A 20,810-nucleotide genomic window follows, 5' to 3' on the forward strand; every position below is an offset into this window, starting at 1 on the left:
CATCAGAATGCTCGTTGGTATGGCATGATGCCAGACTTCAACATTTTCTGGCTACCTAAACTATGATTGTTACTTAAGCCACGAAGTTCAAAATTAAATGACCATTTGTTGTCATATTCGCTATCGTTGTCTTTCCAACCAATGATCTTGCGTTCATAACCAACGTTAATTGCCCAGCAACAAGTGTTGTACTGCAAACCCACTAACTGACTGGCTGGTTGCTGTTCTTTAGTATCGTAGTAGTAAGCGCCTACGAAGCCCCAGCGATCACTTAGCGGCCAACTTGTAACCAGACCGACTTGAGAAATCCCTTGCTGGAAAGCCGGCGCGCTCTTAGCTGTAGCTTGGATATAATCACTGTCAACAAAACGATAGTTCAATTGCACAAGTCGGTCTTCATCACGGCGATATTCTAGCACTGCATTCCCCATCGTTACGCTGCTTAGGCGAGTATCGTATTGCATGCCGCCTTTCAAGCCCCAGGAATCATTAATTTTCCAGTAAGTATCACCTGCCCAGGTCATCATACCTGTATTATCTTTACTGTTGATGATGGTTTCTTTACCGGTGCGTGGACGTTCAAAGTAATAGATTTGACCTAATGACAGGTTAAAACGTTCAACTAAACCTTCATCATAAAGACGGGTAGTGAGACCGGTAGTCACTTGATTGGCAGATGAAATACGGTCCAGGCCACCATAAAAGCGGTCACGGAACAGGCCGGTATAGTCGGTTTGTAGTAAAGATGAGTCGAAGTTGTTGATATTATCTTGGTCTTTGTATGGTACATACAGATACTGAACCTGTGGTTCTAGCGTTTGGGTGTAATTGCTGTTCAGGTATGTTGAACGTTCAAACACCATTTTGGCTTCGCTTTTGAACTGCGGCAGAACCCGGTTAACAGATTCTTTATATTCAGCATTCTCAAGAGCCTTAGGAATATCCTGCTGATAGTGAGTCGCCATCAGCTTAACTTCATTATTCATACTGGCCCAGCCATTGGAGAGCGGCAGGTTAATGGAGGGTTCCAGATGCCAGCGGGTTGCTTCCGGGTTGTTTTTACCTACACTGGTGAATTTTGCCGCCTGACCATAGACTTTCAGGTCAAATGGCCCCAGATCGTTTTTGTAATAGTTCAAATCTAACTGTGGTTCAGCTCTGTAGGCTTTTCTACTGGTATCTTTAGAGAAAATCTGGAACTGTTTAGTTGATAGCGTGGCATTCCAGTTCTGTTGAGCATAGCCCAGACTGAATTTTTGCGTGGCATAGCCATCGGTGGTGGAACCATACTGAGAGCTGAAATCAGAAAAATATTCAGGATCACTGACTTTGGTATAGTCGATATTAAAACGCCATACCCTATCCATCACACCGCTGTGTCTCCAGTAGAATAACCAGCGATTATCACTTTCTCTGGCGGTACGTGTGTTTGTCTTTTTGTCTTTGACATATTGCTCATCGTTATTCAGCCAGTCGAGAGCAAGGGTACCTGTGCCAGCTTTGGTTAAGTAGCGGAATTCATTATCCAGTTTTAAACCACGATTACTGAGATAGTGCGGTGTAATCGTCGCATCATAATTCGGTGCGATATTCCAGTAATAAGGCAGCTGAAATTCAAAGCCGGCTTTTTTGGAATAGCTGGCGTTAGGAATAAGAAACCCTGAACGGCGTTTATTACCGATCGGTAATTGAAGATACGGGCTATAAAATACTGGAATGTTAGCCATTCTGAAACGGGCATTCCATATTTCGGCCACTTCTTCTTCGCGATCGAGAATAACTTCGGAGCCGACAACGCTCCAGCTATCATTACCGGGCAGGCAGGAAGTAAAAGTACCATTATCCAGAATGGCATAACGGTTTTCACCACGTAGTTTCATTTTGTCTGCGGTGCCGCGTCCTTGACGCCCGACCATTTGATAATCACCCTGATACATATCGGTATCTTTATTATTTAAATTAGACCAGGCGCGTGGCCCTTTTAGAATAATCAGAGGGTCATCATAATGAACATTACCCGTTGCAGTCACGGTTCTTAACGGAACTTCATCTTCTGTTTGATCAAGTTGTACTTTATCTGCGGTTAGGGTCTTATTACCCTGTTTAATATTAACATTACCGATAAATTTAGCAGAACGTGGATAATCTGCATGTGAATCATCTGCCAGAATATTGATAGGGAGTTGATTGAGATCGCCATTAATTATTGGCTGATCATAAACAGGTATACCCAGCATACACTGTGCTGCGAGATCAGCATGCGCATGCTGACCATAAAGTGCGGCCCATACCGTTGTGGCCAGCAAAGTTGGATAACATTTCTTCATAAATATTTATGCGGTTCCATCATCAGTGGCATTATGCCGGGCAAACCTCAAGAGACTAGCGCACTCGATGAATATGCGCCAGTGTAAAGTCATACCTTTACTTATCTTGCCGTTAGGCACGGAGCTGAATGAATAGTATGATAATGCAAAACGACACTCAGAGCATTGGTGAATTGAGGAGTATATGCATTATTGGGGAAAATTGCTTGGGCTGATTTTTGGTGTTGTGTCTGGAGCAGGCTTTTGGGGTATTGTCATTGGTCTGTTTATTGGTCATATGCTTGATAGGGCGAGCGCACGGAGAAACCAAGGTTTTTTTGCAAATAATCAGTCTCGTCAATTGCTATTTTTCAGTAGTACTTTTCAGGTGATGGGGCATATCACTAAATCAAAAGGGCGGGTGACTGAAACAGATATTCGTCTTGCGAGCCAGTTAATGGATCGCATGCAACTTCACGGACAAGCCAGGATAGCGGCACAGCAGGCTTTTCGTGAAGGTAAAGAGCCCAATTTTCCTTTGCGTGAGACACTAAGACAATTGCGTCGTGCCTGTTTTGGCCGGTCTGACTTAGTTCGCATGTTTTTGGAGATCCAATTACAGGCTGCATTTTCTGATGGGCAATTGCATCCGAATGAGAGGAAGGTGCTGTTTATTATTGCTGATGAACTTGGGATCTCTCGTAATCAATTTGAACAATTCCTTGCCATGATGGAAGGTGGCCGCAATTTCGGTGATGGAGGAGAGTGGCGGCAACGGCAGTATGGCGGTTATCAGAGGGCCGCGCAGGGGCCAACACTCGCGGACGCTTGTAAGGTGTTAGGTGTGCGTGAAAAGGATGACGCGACGACAATTAAACGTGCCTATCGTAGATTGATGAGTGAACACCATCCGGATAAGCTGGTAGCAAAAGGTTTACCACCGGAAATGATGGAGATTGCTAAACAAAAGGCCCAGTCAATTCAGGCTGCCTATGATCTCATTAAAAAAGAGAAGGGTTTTAAATAGGCTATTTTTTTATCTTTAAAAACATGCCACTAAATATATAGGGGAATAACATCCCCTACGGCTGTTGAGTTTATTTTTTATTTCTCTAAAATATTAGAATATTTTATGTTTTATTTTGTTTTAATTTAGGAGGAAGGCAAAAAATGGCAAATATCCGTGTTCTTTTGGCTTGTTGTGGCTTGGCCTTATGTTTGATATTGGCTTCATTGGATTCGGTTACTGTATTTGTCTATTAATCAAAAATCGGCTTTACACTGAAAATGCATTGGCGTTCCATAGGCCGGATGTGTGATATATAACTCTTGTGCATGTAATTGCAGGCGAGGCGCCATTGCTCTTGCCTGCTGGTGAGCATAAAACCGATCTCCCAGAATCGGATGTTCAAGTGCTAGCATATGTACTCTGAGCTGATGTGAACGACCGGTTATCGGTGAGAGTTTTACTCGCGTTGCCTCATCTTCGTAAGCGAGTACTTCGTATTCAGTTTGAGCCGATTTCCCGGTTTCAAAACACACTTTCTGCTTTGGTCGATTCGGCCAGTCACAAATCAGCGGCAAATCGACAAGACCAGTTTTTGGTTCCAGACGTCCCCAAACCCGCGCAATATAGGTTTTTTCCGGTTCTCGTTCACGGAATTGGCGTTTCAATTCACGCTCTGCGTCTTTGGTTAATGCAACTACCATTACGCCGCTGGTTGCCATATCTAGCCGGTGAACAGATTCTGCTATAGGAAACTGTTGTTGTATCCGCGTCATAATACTGTCTTTATGTTCTTCTGCCCGACCAGGAACAGAAAGTAACCCGCTAGGTTTATTGACTACGATGATATGTTGATCCTGATAAAGCACATGTAACCAGGGATCGGTAGGAGGGTTATAAGCTTCCATTGAGGCTCCGGTAGCTGAATATTAGGGGAGGCGCGGAATAGGGTGCTTAGTAAAGTTTACCCCATTCCGGTCCAGCCTCCGGGTATTGCTAATATTTACTGATGCGTAACGACAACAAGGCGAATAGCATCCAGACGCCAGCCTGCCTGATTTAAGTTAAGCAACAACTGTTGGCGATTGGATTCAATTGCTTCCAATTCATCATCACGAATATTTGGATTGACGGCCTTCAATGCTTCCAAACGGGAAAGTTCAGCAGTGAGATTTTCATCTGCTTGCTGTTTCGCTTGTTCAATCAATGATTGAGCCTGAGTCTCTACTAAACCTTCGGCCTGTTGCAAAATAGCGTGAACTTCTTTTTGTACCGCATTGACCAGTTTACTTGCAGTATGACGATTCACTGCATTAAGTTGGCGGTTAAAGCTTTCAAACTCCACCTGACCAGCCAGATTATTGCCTTTCAGGTCCATCAGTATCCGCAATGGCGTTGGTGGAAGGAAACGGGTCAATTGCAGGTGTTTCGGGGCTTGAGCTTCAACTACGTAGATCAGTTCTACCAGCAGGGTTCCAACAGGTAATGCTTTATTTTTCAAAAGGGATACCGCACAGCTACCCGTATCGCCGGAAAGGATCAGATCCAATCCATTACGGATAATTGGGTGCTCCCAACTGATAAACTGAGCATCTTCACGAGACAGGGACTGTTCACGATTAAAGGTGATAGTACAACCATCTTTGGGTAACCCAGGGAAATCTGGGACCAGCATATGATCGGATGGTGTCAGCACTATCATGTTGTCATTGCGATCTTCCTGATTAATACCAACGATATCAAATAAGTTGAGTGAGAAGTTCACCAGATCAGTATCATTATCATACTCTGAAATTTTTTCCGCCAGTTGCAAACCATGTTCGCCACCGTTGGAGTTCATTTCCAGCAGCCGGTCACGGCCTTGCTCCAGTTGCTGTTTGAGTTGCTCATGTTGCTGGCGGCACTGATCAATAAATTCACCAAATTTTTCCTGACTATTGGGTTTGGCAAGATAGTTCAGCAGAGTTTCATAATAGTGATCATAAATAGTACGACCGGTTGGGCAGGTATACTCGAATGCATCCAAACCTTCATGATACCAACGAATCAGGACGGCTTGGGCGGTATTTTCCAGATAAGGCACACTAATCTGGATATCACGGCTTTGGCCGATGCGATCCAGGCGTCCGATACGCTGTTCCAGTAAATCTGGATTGAATGGTAAATCAAACATCACTAATTGGTTAGCGAACTGGAAGTTGCGGCCTTCTGAGCCAATTTCGGAACACAGTAATACCTGAGCTCCTTCTTCTTCGGAAGCAAAATAGGCTGCGGCGCGATCACGTTCAATCAGTGATAGACCTTCATGGAAAACAGCGCCACGAATCCCTTCGCGCTCACGTAGTACCTGTTCCAATTGCAGAGCGGTGGTTGCTTTAGCACAAATTACCAATACTTTTTCATGACGATTTGCCATCAGAAAACCAAGTAGCCACTCTACGCGGGGATCAAAGTTCCACCAGGTAGCATTTTCGCCTTCAAACTCTTGATAAATTTGTTCTGGGTAGAGCATATCCCATGCGCGTGCTTCCAGCGATTTTTTAGCGCCCATAATATCGGAGACTTTAATAGCGGTCTGATATTGGGATGGCAGAGGCAACTTTATCTGGTGTAGTTCTCGATGGGGGAAGCCTTTTACGCCATTACGGGTATTACGGAACAGAATACGGCTGGTGCCGTGACGATCCATCAGCATGGAAATCAGTTCACGGCGTGCGGTTTCACTTTCATCGCTATTACTATTGGCGGCTTTCAGCAGAGGCTCAATATCTTGCTCGCTAATCAACTCACCCATTAGGTTTAATTGATTATTATTAAGTTGTTCACCGGATAACAGCAGTGTGACAGCATCGGCAACTGGACGGTATTTTTGTTGTTCGTCGATAAAAGCCTGATAATCGTGGAAACGGTTTGGATCAAGTAGACGTAGACGGGCAAAATGGCTTTCTTGCCCTAGCTGTTCTGGTGTTGCAGTCAATAGCAGTACACTTGGGATCTGTTCAGCTAATTGTTCGACAACCTGATATTCACGGCTAGGAGCATCCTCGCTCCAGGCCAGATGGTGAGCTTCATCCACCACCATCAGATCCCAGCTAGCTTCAAGCATATGCTCAAAACGCTGTTTATTACGGCGGACAAAATCCAGTGAACAGAGTATCAGTTGTTCTGTTTCAAATGGATTATCACTGTCGTGTCGTGCTTCGGTATAGCGGCTATCGTCAAACAGGGCGAAACGCAGGTTGAAACGGCGTAGCATTTCTACCAGCCATTGATGTTGAAGGCTATCGGGTACAATCACCAGAACGCGTTCAGCACGACCGGCCAGCAATTGCTGGTGGATGATCATCCCGGCTTCGATGGTTTTACCTAAACCGACCTCATCGGCCAATAGAACCCTTGGCGCGTAGCGTTTGCCGACTTCATTAGAGATATGAAGTTGATGAGGGATCAGGCTGGCGCGGATACCCCGCAAGCCGCTTTCAGCCAGTTTAAATTGTTCGCTTTGATATTTACGGGCGCGAAAACGCAAGGCAAAGCGGTCCATACGGTCAATCTGACCAGCAAACAGGCGATCCTGTGGTTTGTTGAAGGTAAGTTTACTATCAAGGAATACTTCGCGTAGACTGGTATTTTCTTCCAGAGTATCAAGCCGTGTGCCTGTATAAATCAGCAGGCCATTTTCTAGTTGGACTTCATCCACTTTGAGTTGCCAGCCTTCATGGCTGGTGACAACATCCCCCGAGTTAAACATAACACGGGTAATAGGAGAATCATTGCGCGCATAGAGGCGGTTTTCGCCGCTGGCAGGAAAGAGCAAAGTGACCATTCGTGCGTCCAGTGCAACAACGGTTCCTAATCCAAGTTCGCTTTCTGTATCGCTGATCCAGCGTTGACCGAGGGTAAATGGCATAAATTTTAACTCAGTTTCTGTTAGATAATGTTATTCATAGGTGGAGGACGACAGCTTTTTATTTGGTCTAACGGAGATAATGGGCAGACAGCAAGACACCCCGTTAATTCCCTTATCACTCGTCAAAGGGGCGATATGTTAATGGAAGCAAAGCCGGCCGTCACCTGCAAAAAATAGTAATCAGCCAAATAGTAATTAGCCAAAAGGCATTACCATCTGTCCGGTGAGTAAAGTTATAAAATCATCCTGTAAAAACGGCAGGATAGCATCAGCGATAGGCTGAAGTTGCTTATTGATATAGTGATCATAGTCTGGTGGTGAATGCAGATTTTCCAGTGGTTCCGGCCCGGACTGTGTCATGACATAGCTTATCCAACCCCCATTTTGGTATTGCAAGGGCCGGTTATGTTGCAGATTGTATTCATCTGCCAGCCTTGCTGCCCTCACATGGGGTGGTATATTGCGCTGATAGTCAGACAACTTACGGCCCAACCTTTTACGGTAGATTAGTTTATCATCAAATTTTCCTTTTAGGGTACTGGTAACATAACCACGGATAAATTCTTGATAAGGCTGTTCATGAAAAATCAGTGAATACAGTTGCTTCTGGAAGTCTTGCGCCAGAGGTGTCCAGTCAGTACGTACTGTTTCCAGACCTTTATAGATCATGCGGTCACCACTCAGACCGGCATAACGTTTCTTACTGCCTTGTTCAGCCCCACGGATGGTTGGCATCAGAAAACGGCGATAGTGAGTTTCAAATTCCAACTCAAGGGTGCTTTTAAGCCCAAAATGTTCTTGCAGGTGTTTTTGCCACCATTGGTTAACGAATCGCGCAAGTTCTTTGCCGATACTGAGAGCCAGTTCTTCTTCATGCGCCTGTTTCAGCCATATAAAGATAGAATCTGTATCACCATAGATAACTTGATAGTTTTGAGATTCAATCAGCTTTCTGGTCTGGAGCATAATTTCGTGGCCGCGCATAGTAATGGAAGACGTCAGGCGCGGGTCGAAGAAACGACAGCCCTCCGCCCCAAGAACGCCGTAGAAAGCGTTCATGATGATCTTCAATGCTTGTGACAATGGGGCGTTATGCTGTTTTTTTGCTGCGTCACGTTCATGCCAGATTTGCGTCACGATATCAGGCAGGCAGTGCTGAGTACGGGAAAAGAAGGCATTGCGAAAACCGGGAACCGCATGCTTGCTGTCCGGCTGTGCCAGACCTTCCACCATACCGACAGGATCGATAAGAAAAGTGCGGATAATCGAGGGATACAGACTTTTATAATCCAGCACCAGCACTGAATCATACAAGCCGGGGCGAGAATCCATCACGAAACCACCGGGGCTGTTATCTTCAGGCTTCCCGCCTGGATTTGGGGCGACATAACCGATGCGGTGCATTTTTGGCATGTAAAGATGGGTGAAAGCGGTGACTGAACCGCCACTGCGATCTACGGCGAGACCGGTAACTGTTGCCCTTTCCAACAGGAACTTCATTAAGTGGGTTTTATCGAAAATCTGGTTTACCAGAATACAGTCTTGCAGATTATATTGCGCCAGTGCGGGCTTATCTTGCTGGAAACGGCGGTCAATCTCATCCATACGCTGATAGGGTGTATCAATGGCTTTGCCTTCGCCCAGTAGTTCTTGCGAGACATATTCCAGACTGAAAGAAGGAAAATTCCAGGTAGCGGTTTTCAGTGCTTCGATACCATCAATAATCAACCGACCGGCAGTGGAAGCGAAAAAGTGCCCCGGTTTAAAGCCGTGTTCCCGCCACTCCAGTAACCCTCCGTCCCGTCCAAATTTCAGTGGAACACCGTAGCGTTCAGCATGTTTTTGTAAAATCCGCAGATCGAACTGAATCAGGTTCCAGCCAATAATGGCGTCAGGGTCATATTTTTCCAGCCACTCGTTGAGTCTTTCCAGCATTTTCGGACGACTTGCTACATATTCCAAATCAAAATTTACCGGGTGCTCATTACTGTCAGCAGGGCCAAGCATAAATACTTTTTGCTGATCACATCCTGCTAATCCAATGGAATAGAGTTCTCCATGCCGGCTGGTTTCAATATCCAGGGATACCCATTTCAATGTTGGGCGATAAGCTGGGTTGGGTTTCATCTGATAGCTACCATTAGGAGCCTGACTGAACCAGATGGGAGCAGTGATAAAACGTTCCATCATAAATCTGTCTGGTGGACGGATATCTGCTTCATAAACCTGAATTTCCTGTTGCTGTAGCACTTTTTCAATCCGTTGTAATTGGCGATATTGCTGGCAATAAAGCGCGGCAACAGGTTGGCGATTGAAATCTTTCAATGAAAGTGGACGGAGATGGTAGTTGCGCTCTTGCGCCAGAATTTTTTCCACCTGCGGCATATTAGTTTGCAAGATAAAAGCGACAGCTTGTTGGTGAAGAATTTTTATATGACGTGGCCCCTGATCTGTCACCAGCCAGTATGCCACCTCAATACCCGAGGGAGTATCCCGCCAATGGCGTGTCAGTATAAAACCTTGTTCAGCATGATTCTGTTGCATATAGAGGCTGGCGCTTATATTTGTTGAAAATAACTACAATTATAGCATTGGGTCATGGTTATTTATACAGTTATCTAATCTCGCTATAGTGATGTGGTGCATAAATGATAATCGAAACATTGCCTAAACTACCTCTTTATTGCAAAGAATGGAAAATAAATAGCTTTAATGATAAGACAGGTATTATTAAATATATCTATAAGAATATAGTCGTATGAAATGTATTTCATTCGTTATTGTTAATGCATTTTTAATATTATATAGCTTTATTCTTAATTATATTTTTCAGAATATTGATTGTGGAATTACTATAAAATATATGAATTATATCTAACTCCACCTTGAAAGATGGAGGTAAATAGAGTAAGTGAAATATTAAAGAAAAATCTACCAAAGAGTTTAAGTTATTTATGGGGATTTTAATAAAATTAAAAGACGGATTAAACTTATAAAACCGTCAGGTTAGGCACCATTACGCTTATCCCGTCTAGCAATAAAGCATAAATCTAGCGTAGTAAGTATAGAACCAATAAAGAATAAAAATGGAGGCAAAAACAAAATAACTTATTGATCTGATTTTATTGCTCTTAAATAAAAAATATGACTTGTAAAAACAGGCTATATAAAAAGGACTAAGTGGGATTAATATAAATATGGAAGTGATTATATCAATACCTCCATCTTCATACTGCCATATATCACAATCAACTGAGTTGAAGTCAAAAAAGTCTGTAACCCTAGGAAAAGCGAATGAGTTAATTAATCCAAAGGATAAAAAACTTAACATAAAAAATGTAAATACATCTGATATTTTCATTTTTATCCTTGAAGTAAATTATCTAAATAATCCAGCCGCTTATATATACTTACTCCGTAAGAAATCCATTTTTTTTCATCAGTAGTGCTTAATTCAGGCGGAGTGTTCATTATTCTTATGAAATCCCTCTTTTCTCTTGTTATACCACGGTTATATCTAGAACCAGCCATGATATATTGTTCTTTTGTTAAGTTCTTGGTATCTGCATTAGGATAATCATAGAGAATTAAATCTCTTAAATGACGAGCAACCATTTTAATATTAAATTCATCAATTTGAAGGCAATTTGCGATTTCTAACTGGTCTGTTGTTGTTAATGTATTTGAGTCAAAGCCCATCATATCTGCTACATGTCTTATTTGTATTGCAACTATACCCGTAGAAGTTTCATTTGAGCCTTTTGAGCGAGTTTTATCAAGATTAAAAGCCTGTTCACGCCATTGCCTCATTGCAATAGTGTTTAATTTCCACATATCCGGTTTACCGCCGGCTTCTATTCTGGCAACACCGGCCAAAAGGTTCGGTGGGATTTGTTCTATATGGGCATATTTTAAAATTAAGTTCCTGTTATATTTCACATATGCATCTTTATAACCATCCAGATAATTTACTGAGCCTGGAATAAATCGATTAAGAAGATAAATTGAAGCATCTATTTCATCCCATCGCCTAAAAGATGGCCTGGAACTTGGGTTATATGTACAAAAATTATTACTTAATACCCTGTCACGCAATTTATTCATTCTTAATAAACCTCATCATCTCTGATGCTATAAGCAGAAGTACCAGCAATGTGATGACTCCAAGTTATATTTTGATAAATGACAGAAATACTCTCTTCTGGCTGATTTTCTGCATGAGTTAAAGAGTGGGGGTAATTAGTATGAAAAGCATTTATTTTTGCTTTTGTTAATTCTATTGAATAAAACTTTTCTTGAGCGCCTTCTGATGAAGTTCTATAAAAATCTAACAGGATATGAAGTTCTTCGTTGTTTGAAATTGCTAGTCCAAGTAAAGGAGAGGATTTATCGATGGGTTTTATGATATTAAAAGGATGATGGCTTACATGTTGTACTCGAGTTAAAGAATGTGTAGCGGAGTAAACTAGTATTTGATCCCGGTGGTTCTCTTGATATTTATTACCAATAGAATCAAAAGTAGAACAGCCAGCTGAAATTAACCCTTGGTTCTTTCCTTTTATGGTCGCATAAATCAAATTAGACATTATTAAATCCTTTATGAAAAATTAACACATAAAAAACACTTATAACAAAAAAGATTTATATTACCCAGTTTTATTTTTAAAATATAGACTTTGGTCACAGAAGGAAATAATCGAAGTACTAAATAGAAGCGACCTTCCTCCCCAAAATAGCTGATTCAGAAACAGTACCGGCAACCAGTGCATTTGTTGAACCGTCATAATGAATATTGCCATCAACAATTAATAAAGCGCGATCAGCTATACGGGCGGCATCATCTAGATTATGGGAAACCATCAGTAATGTAAGCTGGCGTTCATGGCAAACTTGTTCCAGCAATACCAGCATTTCATTACGCAGTGCCGGATCTAGTGCTGAAAAAGGCTCGTCGAGTAATAAAATTGGCTGCTGGCGTACCAGGCAACGAGCTAATGCTGCCCGCTGCCGTTGTCCACCAGAAAGTTGAGCGGGCAAACGAGTAAGACAATCTTCCAACGAAACTTGAGAGACTATTTGCTGTAATGTCTGTTTCTGCGTGCAATTAAGGCGTAATCCGGGATGTAAACCTAGCCCAATATTCTGCTCAATTGTCAAATGAGAGAAGAGATTATTTTCCTGAAACAACATGGAAACCGGGCGTTGAGCTGGTGACGTACTGGTATGGTTTTTGCCATTCAGCCATAGGGAGCCTTTTTCTGCTGTTTGAAAACCGGCGATCAGGTTTAGGAGTGTACTTTTACCTGCCCCACTGGGGCCTAGGATTGCGATACGTTCTCCGGCCTTAATTTGCAAGTCAAAGCGCATCACCAGATGTTCATAGCGGTAAGTCAGATTTTCAAGTTTGAGCATTACGTAGTCTCGGTAAGCGTTCAAGTAAACTAAACAGCATAAAACATAACAATAACAGCAATAAAGCAGTGATTGCGCCATCCTGGCTCCGGTAAGCCCCGATTTGCTGGTAGAGATAGAAGGGCAGTGTACGGAAATCTTCATTACCAAACAGAGCTACAACGCCAAAATCTCCAATGGAAAGGACGCAAGCAAAGGCCAGCGCTTGTGCCAGAGGAACTTTCAGTGCTTTTAGTTCAATCCAGCGTAGTCGGTTAATACCTTGAATATTCAGGGAGCGACACAGTGGATTATAGTGGGCCGCCAGATCTTTCATTGGATTATCCAGAACTTTCAGCGCATAGGGAATTGCCATCAGTGCGTTGGTTAAAATTACCAGACCATAGGGTGAACGGGGCAGGCCGACGGTATCGTTGAGCAACAGAAAGAATCCTGTTGCCAATACAATGCCCGGCATAGAAAGGATCAACAAACCACTCATTTCCATTGCTTGTCCCCAACGAGGGAAATAACGCAGGTACAGCTCACGGCTGCTCCATAGCAGCATCATAGTGAATAAAACACATAATAACCCCGCGCCTAAAGCAATCACCACTGAGGTGATAAATGCCTGCCACAATGCAGGCTGGCGCAATACGTTAAGCAACCCGCTGTTCAGGCCATCCAAGATAACCGCCAATAATGGCGGCACGAGCAGTAATAATGCTGCGATAATTAACAGGCTGTCGCAGATTTTTCTCAACAAAGTGTCCTGTGAATTACGCCATTGCTGTTGGTTGCTGTAGCCGACAGATAGAGCACTGTTAAGTTTCTGGCTGAGGAGTACAAGGCCAAGACAGCAGGTAATCTGAATCAGAGCCAGTAACGCGGCGCGGTTAAGATCGTAGTCATAGCTTAACGCCTGATAGATTGCCAGTTCGACAGTTGTTGCAGCAGGCCCGCCGCCTAACGCCAGCACGGTAGCAAAACTGGCGAAACAGAGCATAAAAATCAGTGCGCCAGTGGGCAGGATCTGGCGGCGTAGATAAGGCCATTCAACAAAACGGAAATGTTGCCATTCATTCATACCTAGCTGAGCCGCTAATTGCCGTTGTTCCACCGCGATGTTTTCCAGTGATTGCAGTAAAAGCCGTGTCGCTAGTGGCATATTAAAGAAGATATGTGCCAGCAAAATTCCTGGTAGACCATAAGGGGTGAAATGGTAATCGATGCTGATCCATTCACAGAACTGAGCCAGCCAGCCGGCTCTGCCATAGACCGTCAGAATGCCGAATAGCGCGACCAATACAGGCAAAACCAGCGTCATAGCACATAGGCGGAGAAATAGATTTCGGCCTGGAAAATGACGGCGATAGAGGGCTCTGGAAAGAAAAATAGCCGGGATAACAGAAAATAGCGCCGATAAAAAAGCCTGCCAGAATGTAAAACTCACCACATGCCATAGATAGCTATCTTCCGCCAGTAAAGACCAATTACGTTCAGGCGCATTAAACCAAAGCGCACCGAACGCTAGTAGGGCGACCAACAGTAAAAGACCGGAGGCAATAGCCCCCGGTAACAGCCATCCGGCTATCAGCGGCTGACAGCGCTTTGCCATGCACGAATCCATTGGTTACGGTATTTTGCGACTTCTTCTGCGGGATATTGCAGTGATTTTTCAGGTACTGAAAGTTGTGAATACACTTTTGGGAGTGGGATATCAATGACCGGATACATCCAGTTAGTAGTTGGAATTTCCTGTTGGAAAGTTGGAGTCAGCATAAACTGCATAAATTTCTGGGCAAGTTCTGGTTGTTTGCTGGAGGCCAGTTGTGCGGCCACTTCGACTTGCAGGTAATGACCTTCATTAAAGGTAGCGGCGGCATAATCGTCTGTCTTTTCGGATAAGAGGTGGTATCCGGGTGAAGAGGTATAGCTTAGTACCAGATCGCCCTCTCCTTTCAGGAACAGACCGTAAGCTTCACTCCAGCCTTTGGTAACAGTGAGTGTTTTCTTTGCCAGTTTTTGCCAGGCCTGTGGGGCGCCATCACCATAAATTTTTTGCATCCATAGCAGCAAACCTTGCCCCGGTGTGCTGGTGCGAGGATCTTGATAGATCACTTTCCAATTATTGTGGCTGTTGATTAGCTCATCCATGCTTTTGGGTGGGTTTGGCAAACTCTTTTTGTTGTAAATGAAGGCAAAATAGCCATAGTCATAAGGAATAAATATCTGGTTATGCCATGACACCGGCAGCGCCAGCTTGCTGATATCCACTTGACTTTCAGTGAACAGCCCCGTTTGTTGAGCTGCTTGAATCAAATTGTTATCCAATCCAAGAATAATATCGGCGGCAGTACGCTTTCCTTCCATTCTTAGGCGATTGAGCAAGGAAACACCATCTTCCAGAGCAATCAGTTTCAGTTCACAGTCACATTCAGCTTCAAAGGCTTTTTTAATTGCGGGTCCGGGACCCCATTCTGCGGCAAAAGAGTCATAGGTATAGACCGTTAATACCGGTTTAGCCTGTACAACCTGACTCAATAGCAACATGGGGGTTGATAGGATCATCAGTACGATTAATTTGGAAAATAACGTCTTAAACACTTTGCTCTCCTTACATTAAGAGGATTGGCAAAGGATTTGAGGAAGCGCTAAACGGCAAAATAATGTTTGTGAAATAGTTAGCAGCTCAAATCCCTACGTCGGTATTAGCCGGATCAGGTTCGGCGGGTTTACTCTCAGCAAGGCTGTTTTAAACAGCCAGCACCCCGTTGAGATGGCGCTATTGTAGAGATTTAGCTAGCGACTGCAAAGTCCAATGATAGAGGTTTACCACTTGAGGGTAGTGTGAAACAATTAGTCATCTTTCAAATTTAGTTTATCGAGGTAGTCTGGTGATCGATGATGATGGCTACCGCCCGAATGTAGGAATTGTAATTTGTAATCGGCAAGGCCAGGTTTTGTGGGCACGGCGTTATGGGCAGCATTCCTGGCAATTTCCTCAAGGGGGCATTAATCCGGGGGAATCACCAGAACAGGCTATGTACCGGGAACTGTATGAAGAAGTGGGGTTAGGTCGGAAAGATGTACGCGTTCTGGCCGCTACTCGTAATTGGTTGCGTTACAAATTACCCAAGCGTTTGGTGCGTTGGGATACACGACCTGTCTGTATCGGGCAAAAACAGCGGTGGTTTTTATTACAACTGCTCTGTAATGAAGAAGATATTAATGTGCAACACAGTAATACCCCGGAATTCGATGGCTGGCGTTGGGTCAGCTATTGGTATCCTGTCCGGCAGGTTGTCTCTTTTAAGCGTGATGTTTATCGGCGCGTGATGAAAGAGTTTGCTTCGGTTGTCATGCCAATGCAGGAAAGCTCATCCCTGCCACGTTCTTCGTATTCTTATCGTCGCAAAAGAAGTTAGGTGAGTTCTATGCTCATGCGCTTACGGGAAGTTGTAGAAAAAGTTGCGATGGCAACCAATCTGGCCGAAGCGCTTGAGCTATTGGTGAACGAAACCTGTTTGGCGATGAACACGGATGTCTGTTCTATCTATCTTGCTGATCATCAACGGCGGTGTTATTACCTGATGGCAACCCGAGGGTTGAGGAAACCCCGGGGAAGGGCTGTCAGTTTGGCTTTTGGTGAGGGAGTCGTCGGACAAGTTGGTCAATTGTCTGAACTGATTAATCTGGCTGATATCCGCAGCCATCCAAGTTTCAAATATTTGCCTCAAGTTAAAGAGGATAGCTTCCGCGCTTTTTTGGGCGTTCCGGTGGTTTATCGTCGCCAGTTGCAAGGTGTTTTAGTCGTTCAGCAGCAGGAACAACGCCTGTTTAATGAAACTGAAGAGTCCTTTATGGTGACGCTTGCGACACAACTGGCGGTGATCCTTGCTCAAGCTCAGACTAAGGGGTTGTTTGGGCAATATCGGCAAACCAGAATTAAAGCGTTGGCAATTTCCAATGGCATCGTGATGGCTCGGGGATGGCAAGATTGTTCCCAGCCCTCACTTGATCAAATTTTTGAAGCTTCAACCCTTGATCATGCGGCAGAACGTTCTCGTTTGATTCAGGCACTTGAAGATGCAACGGCAGAATGTCGGCGGCTCAGTAAACGTTTTACCGCTGTTTCTCAAAAAGAGAGTGCCGCGATTTTTAATCTTTATTCCTACCTTTTGAATGATCCTCAGTTGAAACAAGATCTGTTCTCCTGTGTTGAACAGGGATCTGTTGCGCAATGGGCGGTTAAACAAGTTATTGAGAAATACGCAGAACAATTTGCCAGCTTGCAGGATGCTTATATGCGGGAAAGGGCATCGGATCTACGGGCGCTTGGGCAGCGATTATTATTTCATCTTGATGATTCACTTATTGTCAGCCATCAATGGCCTGAATGGTTTATTCTGGTTGCAGATGAACTGAGTGCCAACCTATTGGCAGAAGTGCCGCAAGAAAGATTAGCAGGGGTTATTGTTCGTGATGGCGCTACCCATTCACACTCTGCCATATTGGTACGTGCAATGGGTATTCCGGCCATCATGGGGGCAGATATCCAGCCGGAACTCCTGCACAATCGTATGCTGATTCTTGATGGTTTCCGTGGAGAAGTTTTTATTGAACCTGAGCCACTGATTTCGCAGGAATATAAACAGATTATTGAAGAAGAAAAAGCACTGAGCAAACTGGCTGAGGGGGATGTTGATCAGGAAGCACGGCTCAAAAGTGGTGAACGCATTCTGGTTCAGCTTAATGCAGGTTTGAGCTTGAAATATGAGTTACAAATCAGTAACAGTATTGATGGTGTTGGACTCTATCGCACCGAAATACCCTTCATGTTGCACAGTGGTTTCCCGTCAGAAGATGAACAAAAAGCGCGTTATCAGGAGATGTTGCAATTGTTTCCCGATAAACCGGTGGTATTACGTACACTTGATATCGGTGCGGATAAACAACTGCCTTATATGCCGATTAGTGAAGATAACCCTTGTTTGGGATGGCGTGGTATACGGGTAACGCTGGATCAACCGGAGATTTTTCTTATTCAGCTTAGGGCAATGCTCAGGGCTAATGTTGATATGGGTAATCTGAAAGTCCTGTTGCCAATGGTGACGAGTGTAGAAGAAATTGATGAAGCTAAGCGATTGTTAGACAGAGCGAAAGAGGAAGTCGAGCAAATGCTGGCGTGTCAAATACCTATGCCTCAACTCGGTGTAATGATTGAGGTTCCTTCGATGATCTTCCTGTTGCCACAACTCAAAAACAGAGTTGATTTTGTGTCTATTGGCACCAATGACCTAACGCAGTATCTATTGGCGGTGGATCGGAATAACACCCACGTCGCTTCTCTTTATGATTGTTTGCATCCGGCGGTGATTCGGGCATTAAAACTGGTATTTGAAAATAGCCAACGAGCAGGTCTTACGATCAGTATTTGTGGTGAAATGGCAGGAACCCCGATGGGTGCGTTATTATTGATTGGTCTTGGCTATCGTAGCCTGAGTATGAGTGGTTGTAGTGTGCCAAGAATTAAGTATTTATTGCGTCATCTGGAGATGGCTCAGGTTGAAAAATTAATGGCCGAAATACTACAAGCTGAAACCAGCCTAAGAGTAAAGGAGCTATCAGCAACATTTATGGAGCAGCATGGGGTTGGCGGTTTGGTCAGAGGCGGCATTTAATCCGTTTAACCGCCTGTGCTATGATTCTCAATCACTTGCCTTAGGGCATTAACGCTAAATATTAAGTGGGGAAAGATGAGTAACAGCTACCTGGCATTTCCTAATATTGACCCGGTTATTTTTTCAATAGGTCCAATAGCCCTCCATTGGTATGGTTTCATGTACTTGGTTGGGTTTGTATTCGCCATGTGGCTAGCGACACGCAGAGCAGCGAAACCCAATAGTGGTTGGACGAAAAACGAAGTAGAGAACTTACTTTATGCAGGTTTTGCTGGCGTATTTGTTGGCGGCCGTTTGGGCTACGTCCTGTTTTATAATTTCCCTGCCTTTCTCGACAACCCGCTTTATTTGTTTAAAGTTTGGGACGGAGGGATGTCTTTCCACGGTGGTTTGATGGGGGTTATCTGCGCAATGTGGTGGTTTGGCCGCAGAACGAAACGCCATTTCTTACAAGTTGCCGACTTCATTGCACCGTTAGTCCCTTTTGGCTTAGGCATGGGGAGAATCGGTAATTTTATTAACGGCGAGTTGTGGGGACGCGTCACCTTGGATACGCCGTGGGCAATGCTGTTCCCAAGCTCTCGTAGTGAAGATATTGCCCTGGCTGCAACGGAGCCTTCATTGCTATCAGTACTGGAACAATATGGTGTTCTGCCACGTCACCCTTCACAACTTTATGAAATGGCGTTGGAAGGGATCGTTCTGTTCATTATTTTAAATTTATATATTCGTAAACCTCGGCCGATGGGCAGTGTTTCTGGTTTATTTTTAATTGGTTACGGTATTTTCCGGGTAATAGTCGAATTTTTCCGCCAACCGGATGCGCAATTGGGTTTATTCGACGGGATCAGCATGGGACAAATTCTTTCTATCCCAATGATTCTTGCGGGAATTTTAATGATGATATGGGCATACAAACACCAAGGTAATAAGGTACAAAAGGTAAAATGAAACAGTATCTGGATTTAATGACAAGAGTGCTTGCAGAGGGCACTCCGAAGGCAGACCGTACCGGGACGGGGACTCTCTCCATTTTCGGGCATCAGATGCGTTTCAATTTGCAGGAGGGTTTTCCGCTAGTTACAACTAAACGCTGCCATATTCGTTCAATTATTCATGAACTTCTTTGGTTTCTGAATGGTGATACCAATATTAAATATCTGCATGAAAATGGGGTGACTATTTGGGATGAATGGTCGGATGAAAATGGTGACTTGGGGCCTGTGTATGGTAAGCAATGGCGTGCGTGGGGCACCGCAGATGGCCGTCAGATTGACCAATTGAAAACCGTACTGGAACAGCTTAAAAGCGATCCAGATTCACGTAGGATCATTGTTTCGGCTTGGAACGTTGGTGAACTGGATAACATGGCATTAGCGCCATGCCACGCTTTCTTCCAGTTTTATGTCGCGGATGGCAAACTTTCCTGTCAGCTTTACCAGCGCTCTTGTGACGTATTCCTTGGCTTACCGTTCAATATTGCCAGCTATGCATTGCTGGTGCATATGATGGCGCAACAGTGTGATCTGGAAGTGGGCGATTTTGTCTGGACCGGTGGCGACACCCATCTTTATAGCAACCATATGGAGCAGGCAAATTTACAGCTCAGTCGTGAACCGCGTTCACTGCCAAAACTGGTGATAAAGCGTAAACCGGAATCACTTTTTGATTATAAATTTGATGACTTTGAAATAGTTGATTATGACCCGCATCTAGGAATAAAGGCTCCGGTTGCTATTTAGTTGTTTGATTATTAGCAATAATCTGGAGGGAGACTATTGAGTGTGAATTGTCTCCCTTTTAATTTTGATGATATAAACACAAACGTGCAGAAGTAGAGAAAAACAGCCATAAATACTATTTCTCAGAAAGTATATTTCTTAGCATATACCCGTCATCTTTCAAATTGCCTCTTTGTTGGCTGCACTCACTCACCCCGGTCACATAGTTATCTATGCTTCTGGGGACTCGCTCCCTTGCTGTCGTGATGCATTTTGAAATCCATAGGGTATATAAATAACCCGCGATTGAAGTCGAAGGCTTTTAACTGTGACTATGGCGACGAGCCTTATTGTAAAGTCAGTTCCTGACTACCAACATCAGGCGCATTTACAAATGCCCTTGTCGGAATGGCTGTTTCTGACAATTCGCGCAAGATTCCGACTGGCATTCAAGTCGCTGCGTGCGCGGAGACCAGTGTGAGGACAGTGTAGGTCAGCCAAGGGATCTCTGAAAACAGAGCGCTAGCCCGTTCTTGGACGACTACAAAATTGATTATTCTCTGTTTCTCCGGTAGTAATTGGTTAGCTTGTCGTATTCTGCGTGGGATACGATGTGTTTAATGTAACAATGCTCCATAAAAACGCTCCATTAAAAATTCGATAAAGGCCAGTAAGCGGACATTATTACCGCTAATATCGATACACCACTATTGATAGCTATATTTAAAGCAAAATTCTCAATTAATTATTCATTGGTCTTGTATTATTTATAGAATAAATTAATGGCAATAA

At 43.9% G+C, this 20,810-nt stretch carries 14 protein-coding genes and 1 riboswitch; of the genes, 5 read left to right on the plus strand and 9 right to left on the minus strand.

Annotated elements, in window-relative coordinates:
- Positions 1-2: 2 nt before the first annotated feature.
- The gene (lptD, locus tag EAE92_RS06885) at positions 3-2,327 is read right to left on the minus strand and encodes an LPS assembly protein LptD (protein ID WP_214067543.1); all 2,325 of its coding nucleotides are present in this window, start codon (positions 2,325-2,327) and stop codon (positions 3-5) included.
- A gap of 184 nt (positions 2,328-2,511) precedes the next feature.
- Here lptD and djlA point away from each other — a divergent pair, with 184 nt between their 5' ends.
- Positions 2,512-3,333 (plus strand): co-chaperone DjlA, encoded by an 822-nt coding sequence (gene djlA / locus EAE92_RS06890; protein WP_036812221.1) that lies wholly within the window; start codon positions 2,512-2,514, stop codon positions 3,331-3,333.
- 236 nt (positions 3,334-3,569) lie between these two features.
- Here the strand turns inward: djlA and rluA are convergent, their stop codons facing one another.
- The 8 genes from rluA to thiB all read right to left on the minus strand — a co-directional run bounded on the left by rluA (position 3,570) and on the right by thiB (position 15,220).
- Positions 3,570-4,220, minus strand: coding sequence for a bifunctional tRNA pseudouridine(32) synthase/23S rRNA pseudouridine(746) synthase RluA (rluA, locus tag EAE92_RS06895; protein ID WP_214067544.1), 651 nt, complete (start codon positions 4,218-4,220; stop codon positions 3,570-3,572).
- A 95-nt stretch (positions 4,221-4,315) separates the two neighbouring features.
- Positions 4,316-7,222 (minus strand): RNA polymerase-associated protein RapA, encoded by a 2,907-nt coding sequence (gene rapA, locus EAE92_RS06900; RefSeq protein WP_214067545.1) that lies wholly within the window; start codon positions 7,220-7,222, stop codon positions 4,316-4,318.
- Positions 7,223-7,417: 195 nt separating this feature from the next.
- A complete protein-coding gene (locus EAE92_RS06905) occupies positions 7,418-9,766 on the minus strand; it encodes a DNA polymerase II (RefSeq protein WP_214067546.1) in 2,349 nt (782 codons plus the stop codon).
- An 819-nt stretch (positions 9,767-10,585) separates the two neighbouring features.
- The gene (locus tag EAE92_RS06910; protein ID WP_046394827.1) at positions 10,586-11,326 is read right to left on the minus strand and encodes a hypothetical protein; all 741 of its coding nucleotides are present in this window, start codon (positions 11,324-11,326) and stop codon (positions 10,586-10,588) included.
- Between the two features lie 2 nt (positions 11,327-11,328).
- On the minus strand, positions 11,329-11,808 hold the full coding sequence (locus EAE92_RS06915) for an Hcp family type VI secretion system effector (RefSeq protein WP_110085952.1): 480 nt from the start codon (positions 11,806-11,808) through the stop codon (positions 11,329-11,331).
- A gap of 118 nt (positions 11,809-11,926) precedes the next feature.
- The gene (gene thiQ / locus EAE92_RS06920) at positions 11,927-12,634 is read right to left on the minus strand and encodes a thiamine ABC transporter ATP-binding protein ThiQ (RefSeq protein WP_214067547.1); all 708 of its coding nucleotides are present in this window, start codon (positions 12,632-12,634) and stop codon (positions 11,927-11,929) included.
- Positions 12,621-14,231 (minus strand): thiamine/thiamine pyrophosphate ABC transporter permease ThiP, encoded by a 1,611-nt coding sequence (thiP, locus tag EAE92_RS06925; RefSeq protein ID WP_214067548.1) that lies wholly within the window; start codon positions 14,229-14,231, stop codon positions 12,621-12,623. Before thiP ends, thiQ begins: the two co-directional genes overlap by 14 nt.
- The gene (gene thiB, locus EAE92_RS06930) at positions 14,207-15,220 is read right to left on the minus strand and encodes a thiamine ABC transporter substrate binding subunit (RefSeq protein WP_214067549.1); all 1,014 of its coding nucleotides are present in this window, start codon (positions 15,218-15,220) and stop codon (positions 14,207-14,209) included. The genes thiP and thiB overlap by 25 nt, the downstream gene beginning before the upstream one ends.
- 72 nt (positions 15,221-15,292) lie before the next feature.
- A riboswitch (TPP riboswitch) is annotated at positions 15,293-15,397 on the minus strand.
- A 113-nt stretch (positions 15,398-15,510) separates the two neighbouring features.
- Between thiB and rppH the strand changes: the two genes are divergently transcribed.
- From rppH to thyA, 4 genes are all read left to right on the plus strand, one after another.
- A complete protein-coding gene (gene rppH / locus EAE92_RS06935; protein ID WP_046394832.1) occupies positions 15,511-16,041 on the plus strand; it encodes an RNA pyrophosphohydrolase in 531 nt (176 codons plus the stop codon).
- A 9-nt stretch (positions 16,042-16,050) separates the two neighbouring features.
- Positions 16,051-18,297, plus strand: coding sequence for a phosphoenolpyruvate--protein phosphotransferase (gene ptsP, locus EAE92_RS06940; protein WP_214067550.1), 2,247 nt, complete (start codon positions 16,051-16,053; stop codon positions 18,295-18,297).
- A gap of 75 nt (positions 18,298-18,372) precedes the next feature.
- Positions 18,373-19,248: a prolipoprotein diacylglyceryl transferase gene (lgt, locus tag EAE92_RS06945; protein ID WP_036812191.1), complete on the plus strand. Its 876-nt coding sequence runs from the start codon at positions 18,373-18,375 to the stop codon at positions 19,246-19,248.
- Entirely contained in the window at positions 19,245-20,039 is a 795-nt protein-coding gene (gene thyA, locus EAE92_RS06950; RefSeq protein WP_214067551.1) for a thymidylate synthase, read from the plus strand. Before lgt ends, thyA begins: the two co-directional genes overlap by 4 nt.
- Positions 20,040-20,810 lie beyond the last annotated feature (771 nt).

This window comes from Photorhabdus hainanensis (assembly GCF_018448965.1).
GTDB classification, from domain to species: domain Bacteria; phylum Pseudomonadota; class Gammaproteobacteria; order Enterobacterales; family Enterobacteriaceae; genus Photorhabdus; species Photorhabdus akhurstii.